This window comes from Kosakonia beeri, assembly GCF_054165705.1.
Window position 1 is genome coordinate 3,387,810 of sequence record NZ_CM135106.1, and the last position, 19,257, is coordinate 3,407,066.

At 56.0% G+C, this 19,257-nt stretch carries 18 protein-coding genes; 7 read left to right on the forward strand and 11 right to left on the reverse strand.

What is annotated here, in order from left to right:
• Positions 1 to 157: 157 nt before the first annotated feature.
• Genes sdhB through sdhC form a run of 4 tightly spaced genes read right to left on the reverse strand, consistent with a single transcriptional unit; the run spans position 158 to position 3,401 of the window.
• Positions 158 to 874, reverse strand: coding sequence for a succinate dehydrogenase iron-sulfur subunit SdhB (sdhB, locus tag ACUY4S_RS16095; protein ID WP_039054861.1), 717 nt, complete (start codon positions 872 to 874; stop codon positions 158 to 160).
• Between the two features lie 15 nt (positions 875 to 889).
• A complete protein-coding gene (gene sdhA, locus ACUY4S_RS16100; RefSeq protein ID WP_312692550.1) occupies positions 890 to 2,656 on the reverse strand; it encodes a succinate dehydrogenase flavoprotein subunit in 1,767 nt (588 codons plus the stop codon).
• Positions 2,656 to 3,003, reverse strand: a complete 348-nt coding sequence (gene sdhD / locus ACUY4S_RS16105) for a succinate dehydrogenase membrane anchor subunit (RefSeq protein ID WP_312692552.1) — start codon at positions 3,001 to 3,003, stop codon at positions 2,656 to 2,658. The genes sdhA and sdhD overlap by 1 nt, the downstream gene beginning before the upstream one ends.
• Complete coding sequence (gene sdhC / locus ACUY4S_RS16110) at positions 2,997 to 3,401, reverse strand: succinate dehydrogenase cytochrome b556 subunit (RefSeq protein ID WP_458023459.1); 405 nt, start codon at positions 3,399 to 3,401, stop codon at positions 2,997 to 2,999. Before sdhC ends, sdhD begins: the two co-directional genes overlap by 7 nt.
• A gap of 637 nt (positions 3,402 to 4,038) precedes the next feature.
• Between sdhC and ACUY4S_RS16115 the strand changes: the two genes are divergently transcribed.
• On the forward strand, positions 4,039 to 5,325 hold the full coding sequence (locus ACUY4S_RS16115) for a citrate synthase (protein WP_312692556.1): 1,287 nt from the start codon (positions 4,039 to 4,041) through the stop codon (positions 5,323 to 5,325).
• A gap of 51 nt (positions 5,326 to 5,376) precedes the next feature.
• On the opposite strand, the gene nei is transcribed toward ACUY4S_RS16115, so the two are convergent.
• The 7 genes from nei to ACUY4S_RS16150 all read right to left on the reverse strand — a co-directional run bounded on the left by nei (position 5,377) and on the right by ACUY4S_RS16150 (position 11,107).
• Entirely contained in the window at positions 5,377 to 6,168 is a 792-nt protein-coding gene (gene nei / locus ACUY4S_RS16120) for an endonuclease VIII (protein WP_458023458.1), read from the reverse strand.
• Between the two features lie 14 nt (positions 6,169 to 6,182).
• Positions 6,183 to 6,920 (reverse strand): 5-oxoprolinase subunit PxpA, encoded by a 738-nt coding sequence (pxpA, locus tag ACUY4S_RS16125; protein ID WP_458023457.1) that lies wholly within the window; start codon positions 6,918 to 6,920, stop codon positions 6,183 to 6,185.
• A complete protein-coding gene (pxpC, locus tag ACUY4S_RS16130; protein ID WP_458023456.1) occupies positions 6,910 to 7,842 on the reverse strand; it encodes a 5-oxoprolinase subunit PxpC in 933 nt (310 codons plus the stop codon). Before pxpC ends, pxpA begins: the two co-directional genes overlap by 11 nt.
• The gene (gene pxpB / locus ACUY4S_RS16135; RefSeq protein ID WP_312692564.1) at positions 7,836 to 8,492 is read right to left on the reverse strand and encodes a 5-oxoprolinase subunit PxpB; all 657 of its coding nucleotides are present in this window, start codon (positions 8,490 to 8,492) and stop codon (positions 7,836 to 7,838) included. The genes pxpC and pxpB overlap by 7 nt, the downstream gene beginning before the upstream one ends.
• A gap of 11 nt (positions 8,493 to 8,503) precedes the next feature.
• Complete coding sequence (locus ACUY4S_RS16140; RefSeq protein WP_312692566.1) at positions 8,504 to 9,247, reverse strand: type 2 GTP cyclohydrolase I; 744 nt, start codon at positions 9,245 to 9,247, stop codon at positions 8,504 to 8,506.
• Between the two features lie 9 nt (positions 9,248 to 9,256).
• On the reverse strand, positions 9,257 to 10,669 hold the full coding sequence (gene phrB, locus ACUY4S_RS16145; protein ID WP_312692567.1) for a deoxyribodipyrimidine photo-lyase: 1,413 nt from the start codon (positions 10,667 to 10,669) through the stop codon (positions 9,257 to 9,259).
• Between the two features lie 231 nt (positions 10,670 to 10,900).
• Entirely contained in the window at positions 10,901 to 11,107 is a 207-nt protein-coding gene (locus ACUY4S_RS16150; RefSeq protein WP_312692569.1) for a YbfA family protein, read from the reverse strand.
• A gap of 344 nt (positions 11,108 to 11,451) precedes the next feature.
• Here ACUY4S_RS16150 and kdpF point away from each other — a divergent pair, with 344 nt between their 5' ends.
• From kdpF to kdpE, 6 genes are read left to right on the forward strand one after another with little or no spacing between them, the layout of a single operon-like run.
• Positions 11,452 to 11,541 carry a K(+)-transporting ATPase subunit F gene (gene kdpF, locus ACUY4S_RS16155; RefSeq protein ID WP_020457044.1) on the forward strand — a complete coding sequence of 30 codons (90 nt, stop codon included), beginning with the start codon at positions 11,452 to 11,454 and terminating at the stop codon, positions 11,539 to 11,541.
• Positions 11,541 to 13,217, forward strand: a complete 1,677-nt coding sequence (gene kdpA, locus ACUY4S_RS16160; RefSeq protein ID WP_312692574.1) for a potassium-transporting ATPase subunit KdpA — start codon at positions 11,541 to 11,543, stop codon at positions 13,215 to 13,217. Before kdpF ends, kdpA begins: the two co-directional genes overlap by 1 nt.
• A gap of 20 nt (positions 13,218 to 13,237) precedes the next feature.
• Positions 13,238 to 15,286, forward strand: a complete 2,049-nt coding sequence (gene kdpB, locus ACUY4S_RS16165) for a potassium-transporting ATPase subunit KdpB (protein WP_458023455.1) — start codon at positions 13,238 to 13,240, stop codon at positions 15,284 to 15,286.
• A gap of 13 nt (positions 15,287 to 15,299) precedes the next feature.
• A complete protein-coding gene (kdpC, locus tag ACUY4S_RS16170) occupies positions 15,300 to 15,875 on the forward strand; it encodes a potassium-transporting ATPase subunit KdpC (protein ID WP_312692579.1) in 576 nt (191 codons plus the stop codon).
• Between the two features lie 3 nt (positions 15,876 to 15,878).
• Positions 15,879 to 18,566, forward strand: coding sequence for a two-component system sensor histidine kinase KdpD (kdpD, locus tag ACUY4S_RS16175; RefSeq protein WP_458023454.1), 2,688 nt, complete (start codon positions 15,879 to 15,881; stop codon positions 18,564 to 18,566).
• Complete coding sequence (gene kdpE / locus ACUY4S_RS16180; RefSeq protein ID WP_312692584.1) at positions 18,563 to 19,240, forward strand: two-component system response regulator KdpE; 678 nt, start codon at positions 18,563 to 18,565, stop codon at positions 19,238 to 19,240. Before kdpD ends, kdpE begins: the two co-directional genes overlap by 4 nt.
• Positions 19,241 to 19,257: the final 17 nt, after the last annotated feature.

Sequence of the window (19,257 nt, forward strand, 5' to 3'; positions counted from 1 at the left end):
TTGCCGCCTTGTCTCGCACCAAACATCTCGATTATGTCTACAGTGGCGGTTTTTAAAGATTTCCTGCTTCTTACTCTGTCGCCAGGTGACGCTGCGCTTACCCGGCCTACAAATAGCGTAGGCCGGATAAGCGTAAACGCCATCCGGCAGCGATCACTTATGCACTACGTTGCAACAACATCGACTTAATATGGCCGATGGCGCGCGTCGGGTTCAGTCCCTTAGGACAAACACTGACGCAGTTCATAATGCTATGGCAGCGGAATACGCTGAAAGCATCGCTCAACCCTTCCAGGCGGTTATCGGTTTCCGTATCGCGGCTGTCGATAAGGAAGCGGTACGCCGCCAGCAAACCGGCCGGGCCAATAAACTTGTCCGGGTTCCACCAGAAAGACGGACAAGAAGTCGAACAGCATGCACAAAGAATGCACTCATACAAACCGTCGAGCTTTTCGCGCTGTTCCGGTGCCTGTAAATGTTCTCTGGCTGGCGGATTTTGCCCATTATTCAATAAGTAAGGCTTAATCTTCTCATATTGGGCATAGAATTGCCCCATGTCCACCACCAAATCACGGATAACCGGCAGTCCTGGCAGAGGGCGAATAACAATCTTCTGTTTGCCGTTACCCAGCGCAGAAATGGGAGTGATACACGCCAGGCCATTTTTGCCGTTCATGTTCAGACCATCAGAGCCGCATACCCCTTCACGGCAGGAACGGCGGAACGACAGCGTAGGATCTTTTTCTTTCAGCTGCATTAACGCATCCAGCAGCATCATGTCACGCCCTTCTTCGCCTTCGAGGGTGTAATCCTGCATGCGCGGAGCATCATCCACATCCGGGTTATAGCGATAAATTGAAAATTCGAGTTTCATTTTCCTGTCTCCGCATTAATAAGTACGAATCTTCGGCGGGAACGCCGGACGCAGTTTCGGCTCCATATTGACGCTGCGACGCGTCATGGACTCCGTTTCTGGCAGATACAGGGAATGACACAGCCAGTTTTCATCGTCACGATCCGGATAGTCGAAGCGGCTATGCGCGCCACGGCTCTCAGTACGGAAGTTTGCGGATACCGCCGTGGCATAGGCAGTTTCCATCAGGTTATCCAGCTCCAGGCACTCCACGCGCTGGGTATTGAACTCGGTAGAGGTGTCGTCCAGACGGGCATTTTTCAAACGCTCGCGGATCACTTTCAATTGCTCCAGACCTTTCGCCATCGCATCACCTTCACGGAATACCGAGAAGTTATGCTGCATGCACTCCTGCAGCGCTTTGCGAATAGTGACCGGATCTTCGCCATCACGGTTGTTATTCCAGCGATTAAGACGTTCCAGAGAGGCCTCAACATCGGATTCGCTGGCATCGCGCAGCGCACCCTGCTCAGCAATGGATTCCTGCAAGTGCAAACCCGCTGCACGGCCAAACACCACCAGGTCAAGCAGCGAGTTGCCACCCAGACGGTTGGCACCGTGTACCGATACACAGGCAATTTCGCCCACCGCGAACAAGCCCGGGATCACCACATCTTCGCCCTTCTCGTTTACGGTCAGCGCCTGGCCGGTCACTTTGGTCGGGATACCGCCCATCATATAATGGCAGGTTGGGATCACCGGGATCGGCTCTTTGACCGGATCCACATGCGCAAAAGTACGGGACAATTCAAGGATCCCTGGCAGGCGCGATTCGAGCACCTCTTTACCCAGGTGATCGAGTTTCAGTTTCGCGTGAGGCCCCCACGGACCGTCGCAACCGCGACCTTCGCGGATTTCGATCATGATGGAGCGCGCAACCACATCACGACCGGCAAGATCTTTCGCGTTCGGCGCATAACGTTCCATAAAACGCTCGCCATGTTTGTTGAGCAGGTAGCCACCTTCACCGCGGCACCCTTCCGTGACCAGCACCCCTGCCCCGGCAATCCCGGTCGGGTGGAACTGCCACATTTCCATGTCCTGCACTGGTACGCCTGCCCGCAGCGCCATACCCACGCCGTCACCGGTGTTGATATGCGCATTCGTGGTGGACTGGTAAATACGACCTGCGCCGCCGGTTGCCAGCACCGTCGCGCGGGCTTTGAAGTAAACCACTTCGCCGGTTTCAATACACAGCGCAGTACACCCTACCACCGCGCCATCCTGGTTTTTCACCAAATCCAGCGCATACCATTCCGAGAAAATCGTCGTGTGGTTTTTCAGGTTTTGCTGATAAAGGGTATGCAGCAAGGCATGGCCGGTACGGTCCGCTGCCGCTGCAGTACGCGCCGCTTGTTCGCCGCCGAAATTTTTCGACTGGCCGCCAAACGGGCGCTGATAAATACGGCCGTCATCAAGACGGGAGAACGGCAGACCCATGTGTTCCAGCTCCAGAATCGCTTCCGGGCCGGTTTTACACATATATTCAATGGCGTCCTGGTCACCGATGTAATCGGAGCCTTTTACCGTGTCGTACATGTGCCATTCCCAGTTATCTTCATGGGTATTGCCCAGCGCAACGGTAATACCGCCCTGTGCAGATACCGTGTGAGAGCGGGTTGGGAAGACTTTAGAGAGCAGCGCACACGTCTGGCCGCTCTGGGAAATTTGCAGCGCGGCGCGCATACCTGCACCCCCTGCGCCGATAACAACAGCATCAAATTCTCTGACTGGCAGTTTCATTACACACCCCACACCACAACGAATCCATAAATCACGTAAGCCGCAAGCGCAACAACAATCACCAGTTGCAGAATCAGACGAACAGCCAGTTGCTTAACGTAGTCGGTCAACACCTGCCACATGCCAATCCAGGCATGGATCAAAATCGAAAACAGCGCCAGCAGGGTGAAGACTTTGGTAAAGGCGGAGGCGAAGAAGCCAGTCCAGATTTCCCAGGTCAGATCGCCGGTGACGGCAAAAAAGCCGACCATATAGATGATGTATAACGTCAGAACGATGGCAGTAGCACGGACGAGAATAAAATCATGTACGCCGTTGCGTCCTAATGCGGAGGCGTTGCTTACCATACGAGGACTCCTGCGAGAATTGAAAGCACGACAGTGATCACAAAAGAAAGATTAGCGGAACGTTTCCCTGCTTCGAGGGTTTCTTCCAGGCAGCCGAAGTCCATTAACATGTGGCGAATGCCGCCAACCGCGTGATACGCCAGCGCAGTCAGAATGCCCCAGATAATGAATTTAGCGAAGAAGCTGTCCATGATAGCGGAAGCCGCCAGGAAGCCTTCTTGAGAGGATAGCGACAACCCCAGCAACCACAGCAGAATACCGACAGCCACAAAAGTAATGACGCCCGATACACGGTGGAGAATGGAAGCTATAGCCGTAACAGGAAACCGAATTGTTGTCAGATCCAGATTGACAGGTCTTTGTTTTTTCACATTTTTTATCATGAATAACGCCCACATGCTATTCTTATAGTTTCCTTCCTCCGGTCTGCGTGCGGGTCAGACAGCGTCCTTTTCTATAACTGCTCGTCATGCAAAAAATTAGCTTCCAGATGCTAAACGACAGGTTACAACGCTGGGTGGCTCGGGATTGCAGGGTATTCCGGAGACCTGGCGGCAGTATAGGTCGTTCACAAAATCATTACAATTAACCTACATATAGTTTGTCGGGTTTTATGCAGAACAGTGACGCCCATCACGATAACAACATTATTTTAAATTTTAATCATCTGATTTGACAAAAGTTAAACATTCTTGTTACAAACTACGCCATAAAGGGCTTATAATTCGTAAAAGTTATGGGGTCTGCCTTTCACCTGAGATTTAGTTATGTAACAGTGTGACGGTATTGACCGATGTAATCAGGACAGTTATTAGTGATATACAGGTTTGATAAATTCGGATTGCTAAGACACTGATTTGTTGTTGTTTCGCTGTATTTCAATGTGTACTTGCACGCGCCCATCGCTCTGTACCCTGGTACCTCCTCTTAAACAGAGCTGCGAGCTAAATAACAAACTGGTAACGTTGATGAGCAGGTGAAAACAAATCCGGTGCCGAAGTAGTCTTAAGCAATAAGGCGCTAAGGAGACCGTAAATGGCTGATAAAAAAGCAAACATCACCTATAATGGTGACGCTGCTATTGAACTGGATGTGCTAAAAGGCACACTCGGTCAGGATGTTATTGATATCCGTAGTCTCGGCTCAAAAGGTGTATTCACCTTTGATCCAGGTTTTACCTCTACCGCATCATGCGAATCGAAAATCACCTTTATCGACGGTGATGAAGGCATCCTGCTGCACCGTGGTTTCCCCATTGATCAACTGGCTACCGAATCCAACTACCTGGAAGTCAGCTACATCCTGTTGTACGGTGAAAAACCGACGCAATCGCAGTTCGACGAATTCAAACTGACCGTAACCCGCCACACCATGATTCATGAGCAGATCACCCGTCTGTTCCACGGTTTCCGCCGCGACTCGCATCCTATGGCGGTACTGTGCGGGGTAACCGGCGCGCTGGCGGCGTTTTATCATGATTCGCTGGACGTGAATAACCCACGCCACCGCGAAATTGCTGCCTTCCGTCTGCTGTCCAAAATGCCGACAGTCGCCGCGATGTGTTACAAATATTCTATCGGTCAGCCTTTTATCTACCCGCGCAATGACCTTTCCTACGCCGGTAACTTCCTGCATATGATGTTTGCCACCCCGTGCGAACCGTATGAAGTAAACCCGGTGCTGGAACGCGCTATGGATCGCATTCTGATCCTGCATGCGGATCACGAGCAAAACGCTTCGACCTCCACCGTCCGTACTGCGGGCTCCTCCGGCGCGAATCCGTTTGCCTGTATCGCTGCTGGTATCGCCTCCCTGTGGGGACCGGCACACGGCGGCGCCAACGAAGCAGCCCTGCGTATGCTGGAAGAGATCAGTTCCGTTAAACACATTCCGGAATTCCTGCGTCGTGCGAAAGATAAGAACGACTCGTTCCGTCTGATGGGCTTCGGTCATCGCGTTTATAAAAACTATGACCCGCGCGCTACCGTAATGCGTGAAACCTGCCACGAAGTGCTGCGCGAACTGGGCACCAAAGATGATCTGCTGGAAGTGGCGATGGAGCTTGAGCACATTGCGCTCAACGACCCGTACTTTATCGAACGTAAACTCTACCCGAACGTCGATTTCTACTCCGGTATTATCCTGAAAGCGATGGGCATTCCGGCGTCTATGTTTACCGTTATCTTCGCGATGGCGCGTACCGTAGGCTGGATTGCACACTGGAATGAGATGCACGACGATGGCATTAAAATTGCCCGTCCACGTCAGCTCTACACCGGTTACGAAAAACGCGAATTCAGTTCCGATCTTAAAAAAGATTGAGACCGAAAACCGTATAAAAAAACGCGCCGCCCGGCGCGTTTTTTATTACCGTTAACGCTGACACCCCGGGCACCAGTAAAACGGGCGTGAAGAGAGCGTGGTTTTTTCAATGATCCCACCACAGCGCTCACAGGGTTCCCCAGCCCGATGAAAGACCTTAAAGCGAAATAGCGCCCCGTGGTGGCGATTTTCATCGGCGGTGCCGCGCGTCTGGTACGACAGGCGCGGGATATCCAGCAGCGCATGCGACAGCGCCTCAACCTGTGTATCGTTCAGTTGCGCGGCATTATGCTGCGGTGCCAGCGCGGTGTGCCAGAGGATCTCAACACGCAGATAATTTCCCAACCCGGCAAGAAAAGCCTGATCCAGCAGTAAGCCTGAAAACTGACGACGACGAAAACGCGCCGACAAAAGGCGCGCCTTTACTTGCTCTGCAGTCAGCGTCATGTCGAGCACGTCTGGCCCAACGCGTTGTAAAAAAGGATGCTGCGCTAGTTGCTCCGCCGTTAGCAGAGCAATGTCGGAGGCGCTATAAAGCAGGATCGCTTTATCGGCAGTTTGTAACCTCACGCGCAACACGCGTTTCGTTTCTGGCGTCTCACCGGCATCGACAACTCGCCAGACGCCATAAAGTTGATTGTGGCTGTAGAGCGTCAACCCGCCAGAAAAATGGGTCAGGAGCGCTTTGCCACGCGTTTCGATAGCCACAACATGCTGGCCGACGAGATCAGCGGCATAAGGCTGTAACGGTGGGAGCGCAAACCAGACATCGGTCAGCGGTTTTCCCTGAATAGCGGTCACAAGACGATCGGCCGCTCTGCGGATCTCCGGTCCTTCTGGCATAACAACTCCTTTGATTAGCGGGCGGAAACGGTCACGCCGTGGCGGGCAAACGCCGCATGTAATCGACGGGCGAACAGCAAAGCCTGTTCCCCGTCACCATGCAGGCAAACGGTCTGCGCCTGCACAGGGGCATATTCGCCGCTGACGCTTTGTACCCGCCCTTCCAGCACCATAGACAACGTTTGCGCCAGTGCGGCGTTATCATCCTCAATGAGCGCGCCAGCCTCGCTGCGGGGAACCAGACGACCGTCGCGGCGGTAACCACGATCGGCAAACACTTCCTGGCGCGTGCTCAGGCCGTAGCGTTCACCCGCGCGGATAAGCTCACTGCCCGCCAGCCCCACCAGCACCAGCGCCGGGTCAAACGCATGTACCGCACGGGCAATGGCATCGGCCAGAGCGGCATCGTCCGCCGCCTGGTTATAGAGCATGCCGTGAGGTTTCACATGGCCTAACTGGCCGCCTTCGGCACGCACGATCGCCGCCAGAGCGCCAATTTGGTAAAGGGTGTGCGCATAAACAACATCCGGGGGTAACTGCATGGCCGTGCGGCCAAAATTTTCACGATCCGGGAAGGACGGATGTGCGCCAACCGCCACCCCATTGCGTAACGCCTCGCGCACGCAGGTCTGCATGGTTTGCGCATCGCCCGCATGAAACCCGCAAGCGATATTGGCAGAGGAGACCAGCTGTAAAAGCGCGGCATCATTGCCGCAGCCTTCGCCGAGATCGGCGTTAAGATCAATCTTCATCGCGCAGCCGCCATGCCAGTTGTTCGAGGTATTGATGTTGCTCGCGTCGCGCCGCCAGCGCCTCTTCCAGCGAGCACTGCACAAAATGCACCGGCTGGCCGGGGGGGATTTGCGCCAGGTGATACATATCCGCGTCGATAACACAGGCAATGCGCGGATAACCGCCGGTGGTTTGCGCATCATTCATTAGCACAATGGGCTGACCATTCGCCGGCACCTGCACAACGCCCGGCAGCAAACCATGCGATACCAGATCACGCGCGGTTGTACGCACCAGCGACTGCCCCTGCAGACGGTAACCCATCCGGTTACTTTGTGGGCTTAACTGCCACGGCAGCCGCCAGAATGCCTCTTGCGAGGCTTTCTCGAACTCCTGGTATTCCGGTCCTGGCAGCGCGCGAATACGGTTCCCCCACAGCAGTTGTTTCACTCCGCGCGAGTCATGAAAACGGTGCGCGTCACCGCCGATGGGCAGCGTGTCGCCATCGCGCAATAAACGCCCATCCAGCCCACCGATCGCCGTTTTTAAATCCGTACTGCGCGAGCCCATTACTTCCGGGACAGCAAAGCCCCCTGCGACCGCAAGGTAACTGCGCACGCCATGCTGTGGACGTTTCAGCACCAGTCGTTGCCCACGTTTGACCGGGTAGCGCCAGCCGGTCCACACCGCTTTGCCGTCGAGTTTCGCTTCGCAGCCTGCCCCCGTGAGCGCAAACCCGCTGTCGCGCTGAAATTCGACCTCGCACTGCCCAAACGTGATCTCCAGTGCGGCGGCGTCCGGGGCATTACCCACCAGTGCATTGGCTATCTTTAAGGCCGGCTCATCCAGCGCACCGCAGTAGCTCACGCCAGACTGACGAAAACCCGTGCGGCGGCCTCCCTGTAAGGTGGTATACATTCCGGCGCGGATAATTTTTAACATACCCCCTCCTTGCGCGGAATAAACCGCAGCCGATCGCCGGGACGCAGAAGCACAGGCTCTTTCCTTTGCGGGTTAAACAGCGTGATGTCCGTATGACCAATCAGGTTCCAGCCGCCGGGCGTTTCCAGCGGATAGATGCCGGTTTGCGAGCCGCCAATGGCCACCGACCCGGCGGGAACTCGCACACGCGGCTCAGCACGACGCGGCGTTGCCAGTGCCTCCGGCATCCCACCGAGATACGGAAACCCCGGCTGAAAACCTAAAAACCACACCACATACTCGATAGAGGCATGTAGCCCGACCACCTGCTGTTGTGTCATTCCACTGTGCTCTGCCACCACGCTGAGATCTGGCCCTGCCTGGCCGCCGTACAGTACCGGGATCTCTATCAACCGCGACTCCGGCTCCAGCGCATCGCTCTCTTCCCACCAGCGTTGCAGCCGTTCAAGCGCATCCAGCGCAAGCCGTTCTGGTTCACGCAGCACTACGGTGATGTTATTCATTCCCGGAATGGCTTCTACCACTTCAGGAACCCCGGCCAGACGCTGCGTCAGCCGCCAGATACGCTTTTGCGTCTCCAGCGTCACGGGTGGCTCCAGCTCCAGCACGACTGCCGTTTCACCCAACAAATAACACCGTGCTCGCTGCACTTGCCCTCTCCTTATGCCGGGTTAGGAATATCGATAAACGTCACGTCCAGATCGCTGTTTTCTGTTAACCAGTTGCTCAGGGCGCGAATACCGCCGCGCTCCGTGGCGTGGTGGCCCGCAGAGTAGAAGTGCAGCCCTTGTTCGCGCGCGGAATGAATGGTCTGTTCAGACACTTCGCCAGTAATGAACGCATCTACACCAAAGCTGGCGGCCTTATCAATAAAGCTCTGCCCCCCGCCGGTACACCACGCAACGCGAGTGATTTTCTCTGGCCCGGTATCGCCACACCACAATGGTTTACGCCCAAGACGCGCCTCGATCCACGATGCCAGTTCCAGCCCCGGTACCGGCATCGACAGTTCACCCCAGGGCAGCAGCGATTCGATCTCGCCCATCACCGTAATGCCTAGCAGCTCCGCCAGTTGGACGTTATTGCCCAGTTCGGGGTGGGCATCCAGCGGCAAGTGCCAGCCATAGAGGTTGATGTCGTTCGCCAACAGGGTTTTCAGGCGGTTGCGTTTCATACCGCGAATGATCGGCGATTCGTTTTTCCAGAAATAGCCGTGGTGGACAATCACGGCATCCGCCTGCTGACGCACCGCTTCATCAAGTAGCGCCTGGCTGGCAGTCACGCCAGTGATAATTTTTTGGACGTTTTCCCGCCCCTCAACCTGTAACCCGTTTGGGCCATAGTCGCTGAAAGCCGCACTGTTCAGTTTTTCGTTAATCAGTTTTTCCAGTTCGGTATTGTTCATCAGTGATCCTTACGCTTTACGGGCGGATTCATAAGCCGCCAGGGTGGCGGTTCGCGCCTGTTTATGGTCGACAATCGGACGGGGATAATCCAGGCTACGGCCATGCTTATCGGCCCAGGCCCAGGGCTGGTGCAGCGCTTTTGCCGGTACCAAAGCCAGCTCCGGTAGCCAGCGGCGGATAAACGCGCCGTCGGCATCAAAACGCTCGCCCTGCGTCGTCGGGTTAAAAATACGAAAATAGGGTGCAGCATCGGTGCCCGTTGAGGCAGCCCACTGCCAGCCGCCGTTATTTGCCGCCAGATCGCCATCAATCAATTGTGAAATAAAATAACGCTCTCCGCAGCGCCAGTCGATAAGTAAGTCCTTGACCAGGAAACTGGCGGTAATCATGCGTAATCGATTATGCATCCAACCCGTGGCATTCAGTTGGCGCATGGCCGCATCCACAATCGGGTAGCCCGTTTTACCGTCCTGCCAGGCTTGGAGTTGTTCCGGTCGATCCTGCCACTGCACTTTCTCTGTCCAGCGGATAAAGGGGCGATGCTTGCAGAGCGCCGGATGATACGTCATCAAGTGGCGGTAAAACTCACGCCAAATTAACTCATTAAGCCAGACAGCACCGCTCCCACCTTCCAGCGCCTGCGGCTGTTCAGCCAGCAGACGGTGCAGGCACTGACGCGGTGACAGAGCGCCGATCGCCAGGCAGGCGGATAAACGGCTGGTCCCTTCTATGGCCGGGAAATCGCGCTGTTGCTCATACGCACCTGCTTGTTGCTGGCAAAAATGGCGCAACCGGGCAAGGGCGCTTTTTTCATCCGCAGGAAACAGGGTCTCATCAAATGCCTGCTGTGGATAATTAAGTGTTATCGCGTCGATCTGTATTGCTTCCCCTTCACGCGGGCGCGGCGCAGCGACACATTCCGGAAGATCCTCTTTCAGACGTCGCAAGAAGGCATTCTTAAACGGGGTAAAGACTTTGTACATTTCGTGATTGCCGGTCACCACACTCCCCGGCGGCAGCATTACGCTATCGTCAAATCCCTGGCAGGCGACCTCCGGCAGCGCTTTTTCAACGGCCGCATCACGCTGGCGTTCGTTGAACTCATACTGATAATTGTAAAACAGATGGCTCACCTTCTCGCTGTCGCAGACCTCCGCAACCGCCTGCACGCTGGCAGCAAAATCTGCGACTTCCCGGTAAATAAGGGGAATGCCCTTTTCCGCTAGCGCCTGTTGCAGCGCATTGAGGTGTGCATTGATGTAAGCGGCCTGACGCGGCGCCATATCATGCTGGCGCCACTGTGCTGGGGTAGCAATAAAGAGCGCTTTTACAGGGGCTTGAGGATCACGGCAGGCTGCCGCAAGCGCAAGATTATCGTGCACGCGCAAATCCGCGCGAAACCAGACCAGATGGGTGGTCATAATGCTCCTGGAGTCCGTTATGTCAGCGCAATGCCCTGACCTGAGCAACATCGCGTTGCCCGGCCGAAGACGCGTCGGGAAATAATGTTGCCATATTGTGTTTAAGTCGTAACAGCGACGCAAGCCACGATTGCGGTCGTGAAGCACCCGTTAGTGTAGCCAAAGAGCACAGGTAAAAAAAAACCACCGCAGTGCGGTGGTCGTATCGGTTTGCTGTGTGTAGCCGATAGTTTAATAAAAATCGCAGGTCGCTTTTTCGGCCTGATCCATCCATACCGGTTTTTCGCTGGTTTTTGCCCAGACGCGATGCAGATAGCTATAAAATCGTGCGCGGTCTTTCCAGAATAGCATAACAGGCAACGCCAGCACGCCGGCTGCAATGGCGAAAGCACGACGCATCAACACAATATGTGCCGGAAATTCTTTATACATGTTCATAATCTCTCCCCTTTGTCAGGCCGGTAACATTCACCGGAAAAATATTCGCCGCCACGGAAGCCAGTTACAAAAAACCGGGGCAGCGCTGTAATCTGGTTAAAATAGTACCGCTTTGTTTGTAATTTTACTACTCATCCGACCACTATTTTTGTCATTTTTGGCGTTATTTACATTCACCCAGTAATTAAGTTACAAAACAGTTAAATTAATACTAATCATTAGTTAAATTGTGGATTCTGCCGTCTTTATACTTTTTTTACACCTGCCCCGCCGATTTTTGCGAAATCTTTGCGTCCAAAAAATTACTTTCACTGCACAACCTTAAATCACCCCGGAGGTGAATTGTGAGTGCAGGCGTCGTAATCGGCATCGTGCTGGTTTTCCTGTTATTGGGCTACCTGGTTTACGCCCTGATCAACGCGGAGGCTTTCTGATGGCAGGCCAGGCGTTTCTTCTGATTGCCAGCTTTTTGCTGGTTCTGTTTATTCTCGCGCGCCCGCTGGCATCGCTGCTGGCGAAAATGATCGCCGGGCAACCGCTGCCCGGCCCTGCCCGTTTAGAAAATATCCTCTGGCGCGGGCTGGGGATCGACACCCGTGAAATGAACTGGCGGCACTATTTGCTCGCCATTGTGTGGCTGAATATTTTCGGCCTTATCCTGCTGTTTAGCCTGCTGATGTTGCAGGGATATCTGCCGCTAAACCCGCAGAACGCCCCTGGCCTTAGCTGGCATCTGGCTCTAAACACAGCGGTCAGTTTTGTGACCAACACAAACTGGCAATCGTATGCCGGGGAAACCACCCTGAGCTACTTCAGCCAGATGGCGGGACTCACCGTGCAGAACTTCCTCTCTGCCGCGACCGGTATTGCGGTGGCGTTTGCGCTGATCCGTGCTTTTTCGCGCCGCAGCATGGATACGCTGGGCAACGCCTGGGTCGACATCACCCGCGTCACCTTGTGGGTGTTGTTGCCGCTGTCGCTCATTCTGGCGCTGTTTTTTATCCAACAGGGCACATTGCAAAACCTTGCCGCCTACCAGCCTTACACCTCGCTGGAAGGCGTACAACATCTGATGCCGATGGGCCCGGTCGCCTCGCAGGAAGCCATCAAAATACTCGGTACCAACGGCGGGGGTTTCTTTAATGCCAACTCCTCCCATCCGTTTGAAAATCCCACCGCGCTAACCAATTTTGTGCAGATGCTGGCGATCTTCGTGATCCCCGCGGCACTGTGCTTCGCCTTTGGCGATGCGGTCGGCGATCGTCGTCAGGGCCATGCACTGCTGTGGGCGATGACGCTGATATTTGTGGTGTGCGCGGCCATCGTAATGTGGGCAGAACTGCAAGGTAACCCGCACTTCCTGACGCTGGGCGGCGACAGCGCCATCAATATGGAAGGTAAAGAGAGTCGCTTTGGCATTCTGGCGAGCAGTTTGTATGCCGTGGTAACCACTGCCGCCTCCTGCGGTGCCGTCAACGCTATGCATGACTCTTTTACCGCCCTGGGCGGCATGATCCCCATGTGGCTGATGCAGATTGGCGAAGTGGTGTTTGGCGGTGTAGGCGCTGGTCTGTACGGCATGCTGCTGTTCGTATTGCTGGCGGTCTTTATCGCCGGACTGATGATCGGCCGGACGCCGGAATACCTCGGTAAAAAGATCGACGTGCGCGAGATGAAAATGACCGCGCTGGCGATCCTGGTGACCCCAGCGCTGGTGTTGTTAGGTACGGCGTTGGCCATGATGACTGACGCCGGGCGCAGCGGCATGTTCAACTCTGGCATTCACGGTTTTAGCGAAGTGCTGTACGCCGTCTCTTCTGCCGCTAATAACAACGGCAGCGCCTTTGCGGGCTTAAGCGCAAATACGCCGTTCTGGAACTGCCTGCTGGCATTTTGCATGTTTGTTGGTCGTTTCGGCGTGATCGTGCCAGTGATGGCAATTGCCGGTTCACTGGTCGCTAAGAAGATCCAGCCCGTCAGCACCGGTACACTGCCAACACACAGCGCGCTGTTCATTGGCCTGCTGATCGGCACCATTTTGCTGGTTGGCGCATTGACCTTTATTCCTGCCCTGGCCCTTGGTCCGGTGGCGGAATACCTCTTATTTTGAGACAGGCGGAGACGCGTGATATGAGTCGCAAACAACTGGCCCTGTTCGAACCGAACCTTGTTCGTCAGGCGCTGATGGATTCCGTGACCAAGTTAAGCCCGGCGGTGCAGTGGCGTAACCCGGTGATGTTTATTGTCTGGATTGGCAGCGTATTAACCACCCTGCTGGCGGTTGCCATGGCGACAGGCCACCTCGCAGGCAGCGCGTGGTTCACCGGCGCGATCAGTCTGTGGCTGTGGGTCACCGTGCTGTTCGCCAATTTCGCCGAAGCGTTGGCAGAAGGCCGGAGTAAAGCACAAGCCAATAGCCTGAAAGGTGTGAAAAAAACCGCGTTTGCCCGCAAACTGCGCGCCCCGCAACATGATGCGCAGATCGATCACATTCCGGCGGCAGATCTGCGTAAAGGCGATGTGGTACTGGTTGAAGCGGGCGATATTATCCCCTGCGATGGCGAAGTGATCGAAGGCGGCGCATCGGTGGACGAGAGCGCAATCACCGGGGAATCGGCACCGGTGATCCGCGAATCCGGCGGCGATTTTGCCTCCGTAACAGGCGGGACCCGCATCCTTTCTGACTGGCTGGTGATCCAGTGCAGCGTGAACCCCGGTGAAACCTTCCTCGATCGAATGATCGCCATGGTTGAGGGCGCGCAGCGCCGCAAAACGCCGAACGAAATCGCCCTGACCATTCTGCTGGTGGCACTGACGTTGGTGTTCCTGCTGGCTACCGCCACGTTGTGGCCATTCTCGGTATATGGCGGTACGGCGGTCAGCGTGACTGTGCTGGTTGCGCTGCTGGTATGCCTGATCCCCACGACCATTGGTGGCTTGTTGTCGGCCATTGGCGTTGCCGGCATGAGCCGTATGCTGGGGGCGAATGTCATTGCCACCAGCGGTCGCGCCGTCGAAGCTGCCGGTGACGTTGATGTGTTGCTACTGGATAAAACCGGCACCATCACCCTGGGGAACCGCCAGGCCTCCGACTTCCTTCCTGCCCACGGCGTGGATGAGAAAACCCTTGCCGACGCGGCACAGCTCTCCTCGCTGGCGGACGAGACACCGGAAGGGCGCAGCATTGTGATCCTCGCCAAACAACGCTTCAACCTGCGCGAACGGGATATGCAAAGCCTGCAGGCGACCTTTGTGCCGTTTACCGCCCAGACCCGCATGAGCGGAATTAACGTGCAGGACCGCATGATCCGTAAAGGTTCAGTGGATGCGATCCGTCGCCATGTTGAGGCCAACGGTGGTCAGTTCCCGGCGGATGTCGACGCGTTGGTTGAACGCGTCGCACGCCAGGGGGCTACACCGCTGGTCGTGGCCGAAGGGGCGAAGGTGCTCGGCGTGATCGCTCTGAAAGATATTGTTAAAGGCGGCATCAAAGAGCGTTTTGCCCAGTTGCGTAAAATGGGCATCAAAACAGTCATGATCACCGGGGATAACCGGCTCACTGCCGCGGCGATTGCTGCCGAAGCAGGCGTCGACGACTTCCTTGCCGAAGCCACACCGGAAGCCAAACTCGCGCTGATCCGCCAGTATCAGGCGGAAGGCCGATTGGTAGCGATGACTGGCGACGGCACCAACGATGCCCCGGCGCTTGCGCAGGCCGATGTCGCTGTAGCGATGAACTCCGGCACCCAGGCAGCGAAAGAGGCTGGCAATATGGTGGATCTGGACTCAAACCCCACCAAACTCATTGAAGTGGTGCATATCGGTAAGCAGATGCTGATGACGCGCGGTTCGCTAACCACCTTCAGTATCGCCAATGATGTGGCCAAGTACTTTGCCATTATTCCGGCGGCGTTTGCGGCCACCTACCCGCAACTGAATGCGCTGAATGTTATGCATCTGCACTCCCCCGCATCCGCCATTTTAAGTGCGGTGATCTTTAACGCGCTGGTGATTGTGTTTCTTATTCCGTTGGCGCTGAAAGGCGTGAGCTACAAGCCGCTGACCGCATCCGCCATGCTGCGCCGTAATTTGTGGATCTACGGGCTGGGTGGTCTGGTAGTGCCGTTTATCGGTATCAAAGCGATAGACCTGCTTCTCACGTTGTTCGGCCTGGTATAGAAGGGAAAGAAAAATGGTTTTTATACGTCCTGCATTTCTGCTGTTAATACTGTTAACCCTGATGACCGGCGGGCTGTACCCATTGGTGACGACGGTGCTTGGGCAATGGTGGTTTAACGAACAGGCGAACGGATCGCTGATCCGTGAAGGCGATACGGTGCGCGGCTCGCGGTTGTTGGGCCAGGCCTTTACCGCGCCGGGATATTTTCACGGTCGCCCTTCCGCCACGTCAGACAGCCCTTATAATCCCATGGCGTCTGGCGGCAGTAACCTGGCGGGCAGCAACCCGGAACTGGACAAAGAAGTTGCCGGGCGTATTGCACAGTTGCGCGCAGGGAACCCTCTTGCCGATGCGCATGTGCCGGTCGAGTTGATCACCGCCTCTGCCAGCGGCCTGGATGGTCAACTCTCTCCGTCCGCCGCTGCCTGGCAAATTCCTCGCGTTGCGCAGGCGCGTCATCTGCCGGAACAGACGGTGATGAAACTGGTTGCCGAACATACCACCACTCCGCTGGTGAATTTTATCGGTCAGCCGGTGGTGAACGTGGTTGAACTTAATCTTGCGCTGGATGCGCTGAAGGACAAATAAAGCATGACAGATGAGCCTTTGCGCCCCAATCCTGACCGCTTGCTGGAGCATGCCGCCTCCGCACACCGGGGCAAGCTGAAAATCTTTTTCGGCGCCTGCGCCGGGGTAGGTAAAACGTTCGCCATGCTACAAGAGGCACAGCGGCTGCGGGGGCAAGGGCTGGACATTCTGATTGGCGTGGTGGAAACCCACGGACGAAAAGAGACCGCCGCGTTGCTGGAAGGGCTGGCGACGCAGCCCGCCCGGCGTATTCATCATCGTGGCCGTTTAATTCAGGAATTTGATCTGGACGCCGCCCTTGCGCGGCGTCCGGCGTTGATTTTGATGGATGAGCTGGCGCACAGCAATGCGCCCGGCTCGCGCCATCCTAAACGCTGGCAGGACGTTGAGGAATTACTGGAAGCCGGTATCGACGTGTTTACTACCGTTAACGTCCAGCATCTTGAGAGCCTCAACGATGTGGTCAGTGGGGTGACCGGTATTCAGGTGCGTGAAACCGTCCCCGATCCCTTTTTCGACAGCGCCGACGAAGTGGTACTGGTGGATTTACCGCCGGACGATCTCCGCCAGCGACTGCATGAAGGCAAGGTTTATATTAGTGGCCAGGCGGAACGCGCTATCGAACATTTTTTCCGCAAAGGTAATCTGATTGCGTTGCGTGAACTGGCATTGAGGCGCACCGCTGACCGGGTGGACGATCAAATGCGGGCCTGGCGCGATCGCCAGGGGGAAGAAAAAGTGTGGCACACCCGCGATGCGATCCTACTCTGTATCGGGCATGGCGCGGGTAATGAAAAATTGATCCGTACCGCAGCGCGTCTCGCCGCCAAACTCGGCAGCGTCTGGCATGCGGTCTATGTTGAAACGCCCACGTTGCATAAACTGCCGGAGCCGCAGCGGCGGGCTATCCTCAGCGCGCTGCATCTGGCACAGGAACTGGGAGCAGAAACCGCAACCCTTTCCGACCCGGCGCAAGAGAAAGCAATTTTGCGCTATGCGCGTGAGCACAATCTCGGCAAGATTGTGATCGGTCGTCGGAATAAACGCCCGTGGTGGCACCGGGAGTCGTTTGCCGACAGGCTGGCGCGCCATGCACCGGATCTCGACCTGGTTATCATAGCCCTTGAAGATGCCCCCCTCGCCCTGCCTGCCCGCGCGGGCGACGCCCGGCCTTTTATTGAACGCTGGGGCGTGCAACTTAAAGGCTGCGCGGTTGCGCTGGCGCTTTGCGCGGCCATCACTTTAATTGCCATGCAATGGTTGACGGCATTCGACGCCGCCAACCTGGTGATGATTTACCTGCTCGGCGTGGTGCTGGTGGCGCTATTCTTTGGCCGCTGGCCATCGGCTTTTGCCACGGTCATTAACGTAGTCAGTTTTGACCTGTTTTTTATTGCACCGCGCGGCACGCTGGCCGTTTCTGACGTTCAATACCTGCTGACTTTTGGCGTGATGCTGACGGTCGGGCTGGTGATCGGCAATCTCACCGCCGGGGTGCGCTATCAGGCGCGGGTCGCGCGTTACCGCGAGCAGCGTACCCGCCATTTGTATGAGATGTCGAAAGCGCTGGCTGCCGGGCGTAGTAATCAGGACACCGCCACCACCTGCGAAACCTTTATTCACTCCACGTTTAATGCCCGCAGCAAACTGCTGCTGCCGGATGCTGGCGGGCGGCTCAGTGCGTTAACGCAGGCGCAGGGCATGACGCCGTGGGATGACGCCATCGCCCGCTGGAGTTTTGATAAAGGGCAACCGGCGGGCGCAGGCACCGATACGCTACCCGGAGTGCCTTATCAAATTCTGCCGCTGAAAAGCGACCAGAAAACCCATGGTCTGCTGATTGTCGAACCGGCGAATTTACGCCAACTGATGATCCCGGAACAACAACGCCTGCTGGAGACCTTTACCTTGCTGGCCGCCAGTGCGCTGGAACGCCAGGCGCTGGCCACCAGTGAAGAACAGGCGCGCCTTGCCAGCGAACGGGAAAGCATTCGCAACTCCTTGCTGGCTGCGCTCTCTCACGATTTGCGCACGCCGTTGACGGTTCTGTTTGGCCAGGCTGAAATCCTTACGCTGGATCTGGCCAGCGAAGGCTCGAAACATGCGCCGCAAGCCAATGAGATCCGCCAGCATGTGCTTAACACCACGCGGCTGGTCAATAATCTGCTGGATATGGCGCGTATTCAGTCCGGTGGTTTTAACTTGCGCAAAGAGTGGCTGACACTGGAAGAGGTCGTCGGCAGCGCGCTGAAAACGCTTGAGCCTGGGCTGAGCGGCCGACATATCGCCCTTTCCCTACCCGATCCGTTAATGCTGGTGCACGTTGATGGCCCATTGTTCGAGCGGGTATTGATTAACCTGCTGGAAAATGCGGTGAAATATGCCGGATGGCGGGCGGATATTGGCGTGAATGCTTCCCGTAGCGCCGACCAACTGACGCTGGAGGTGTGGGACAACGGGCCGGGGATCCCGCCGGGCCAGGAACAGGCGATTTTCGACAAATTCGCCCGCGGCAGCAAAGAGTCGGCGATTCCCGGCGTTGGACTTGGACTGGCTATTTGCCAGGCTATTGTGGATGTTCATGGCGGCACCATTAGCGCCCACAACCGCCCGCAAGGGGGTGCTCTGTTCTGTGTTACACTGCCGCTGGAAACGCCGCCCCAACTGGATGAATTATCCGAGGATCTGTGATTAACGTTCTGATTGTCGAAGATGAACAAGCCATCCGCCGTTTTCTGCGTACCGCGCTGGAGGCCGAAGGCCTGCGCGTGCATGAAGCAGAAACGCTGCAACGTGGGTTAATTGAGGCCGCTACGCGAAAGCCCGATCTGGTTATTCTTGATTTGGGCCTGCCGGATGGGGATGGGATCGATTTTATTCGCGATTTGCGCCAGTGGAGCCAGATGCCGGTCATTGTCCTGTCTGCGCGTACTGAAGAGCACGATAAAATTGCCGCGCTGGATGCCGGTGCCGATGATTACCTTAGCAAGCCGTTCGGCATTGGCGAATTGCAGGCGCGTCTGCGCGTCGCGTTGCGTCGCCACGCCGCCAGCAGCCCGGATGAACCGGTGATCGTCTTTTCCGATATCCGTGTCGATCTCGCCAGCCGCCGCATCCAGCGAGGTGAAGAGGAGATCCACCTTACGCCCATTGAGTTTCGTTTGTTGGCGGTCCTGTTAAATAACCACGGTAAAGTGCTGACGCAGCGGCAACTGCTTAGCCAGGTCTGGGGCCCGAATGCGGTGGAGCACAGTCACTACTTGCGTATCTATATGGGTCATTTACGGCAAAAGCTGGAAGTCGACCCTGCCCGCCCCCGCCATTTACTTACCGAAACAGGTATCGGCTACCGGTTTATGCTGTAAGGGCGTATCCTGCTGAT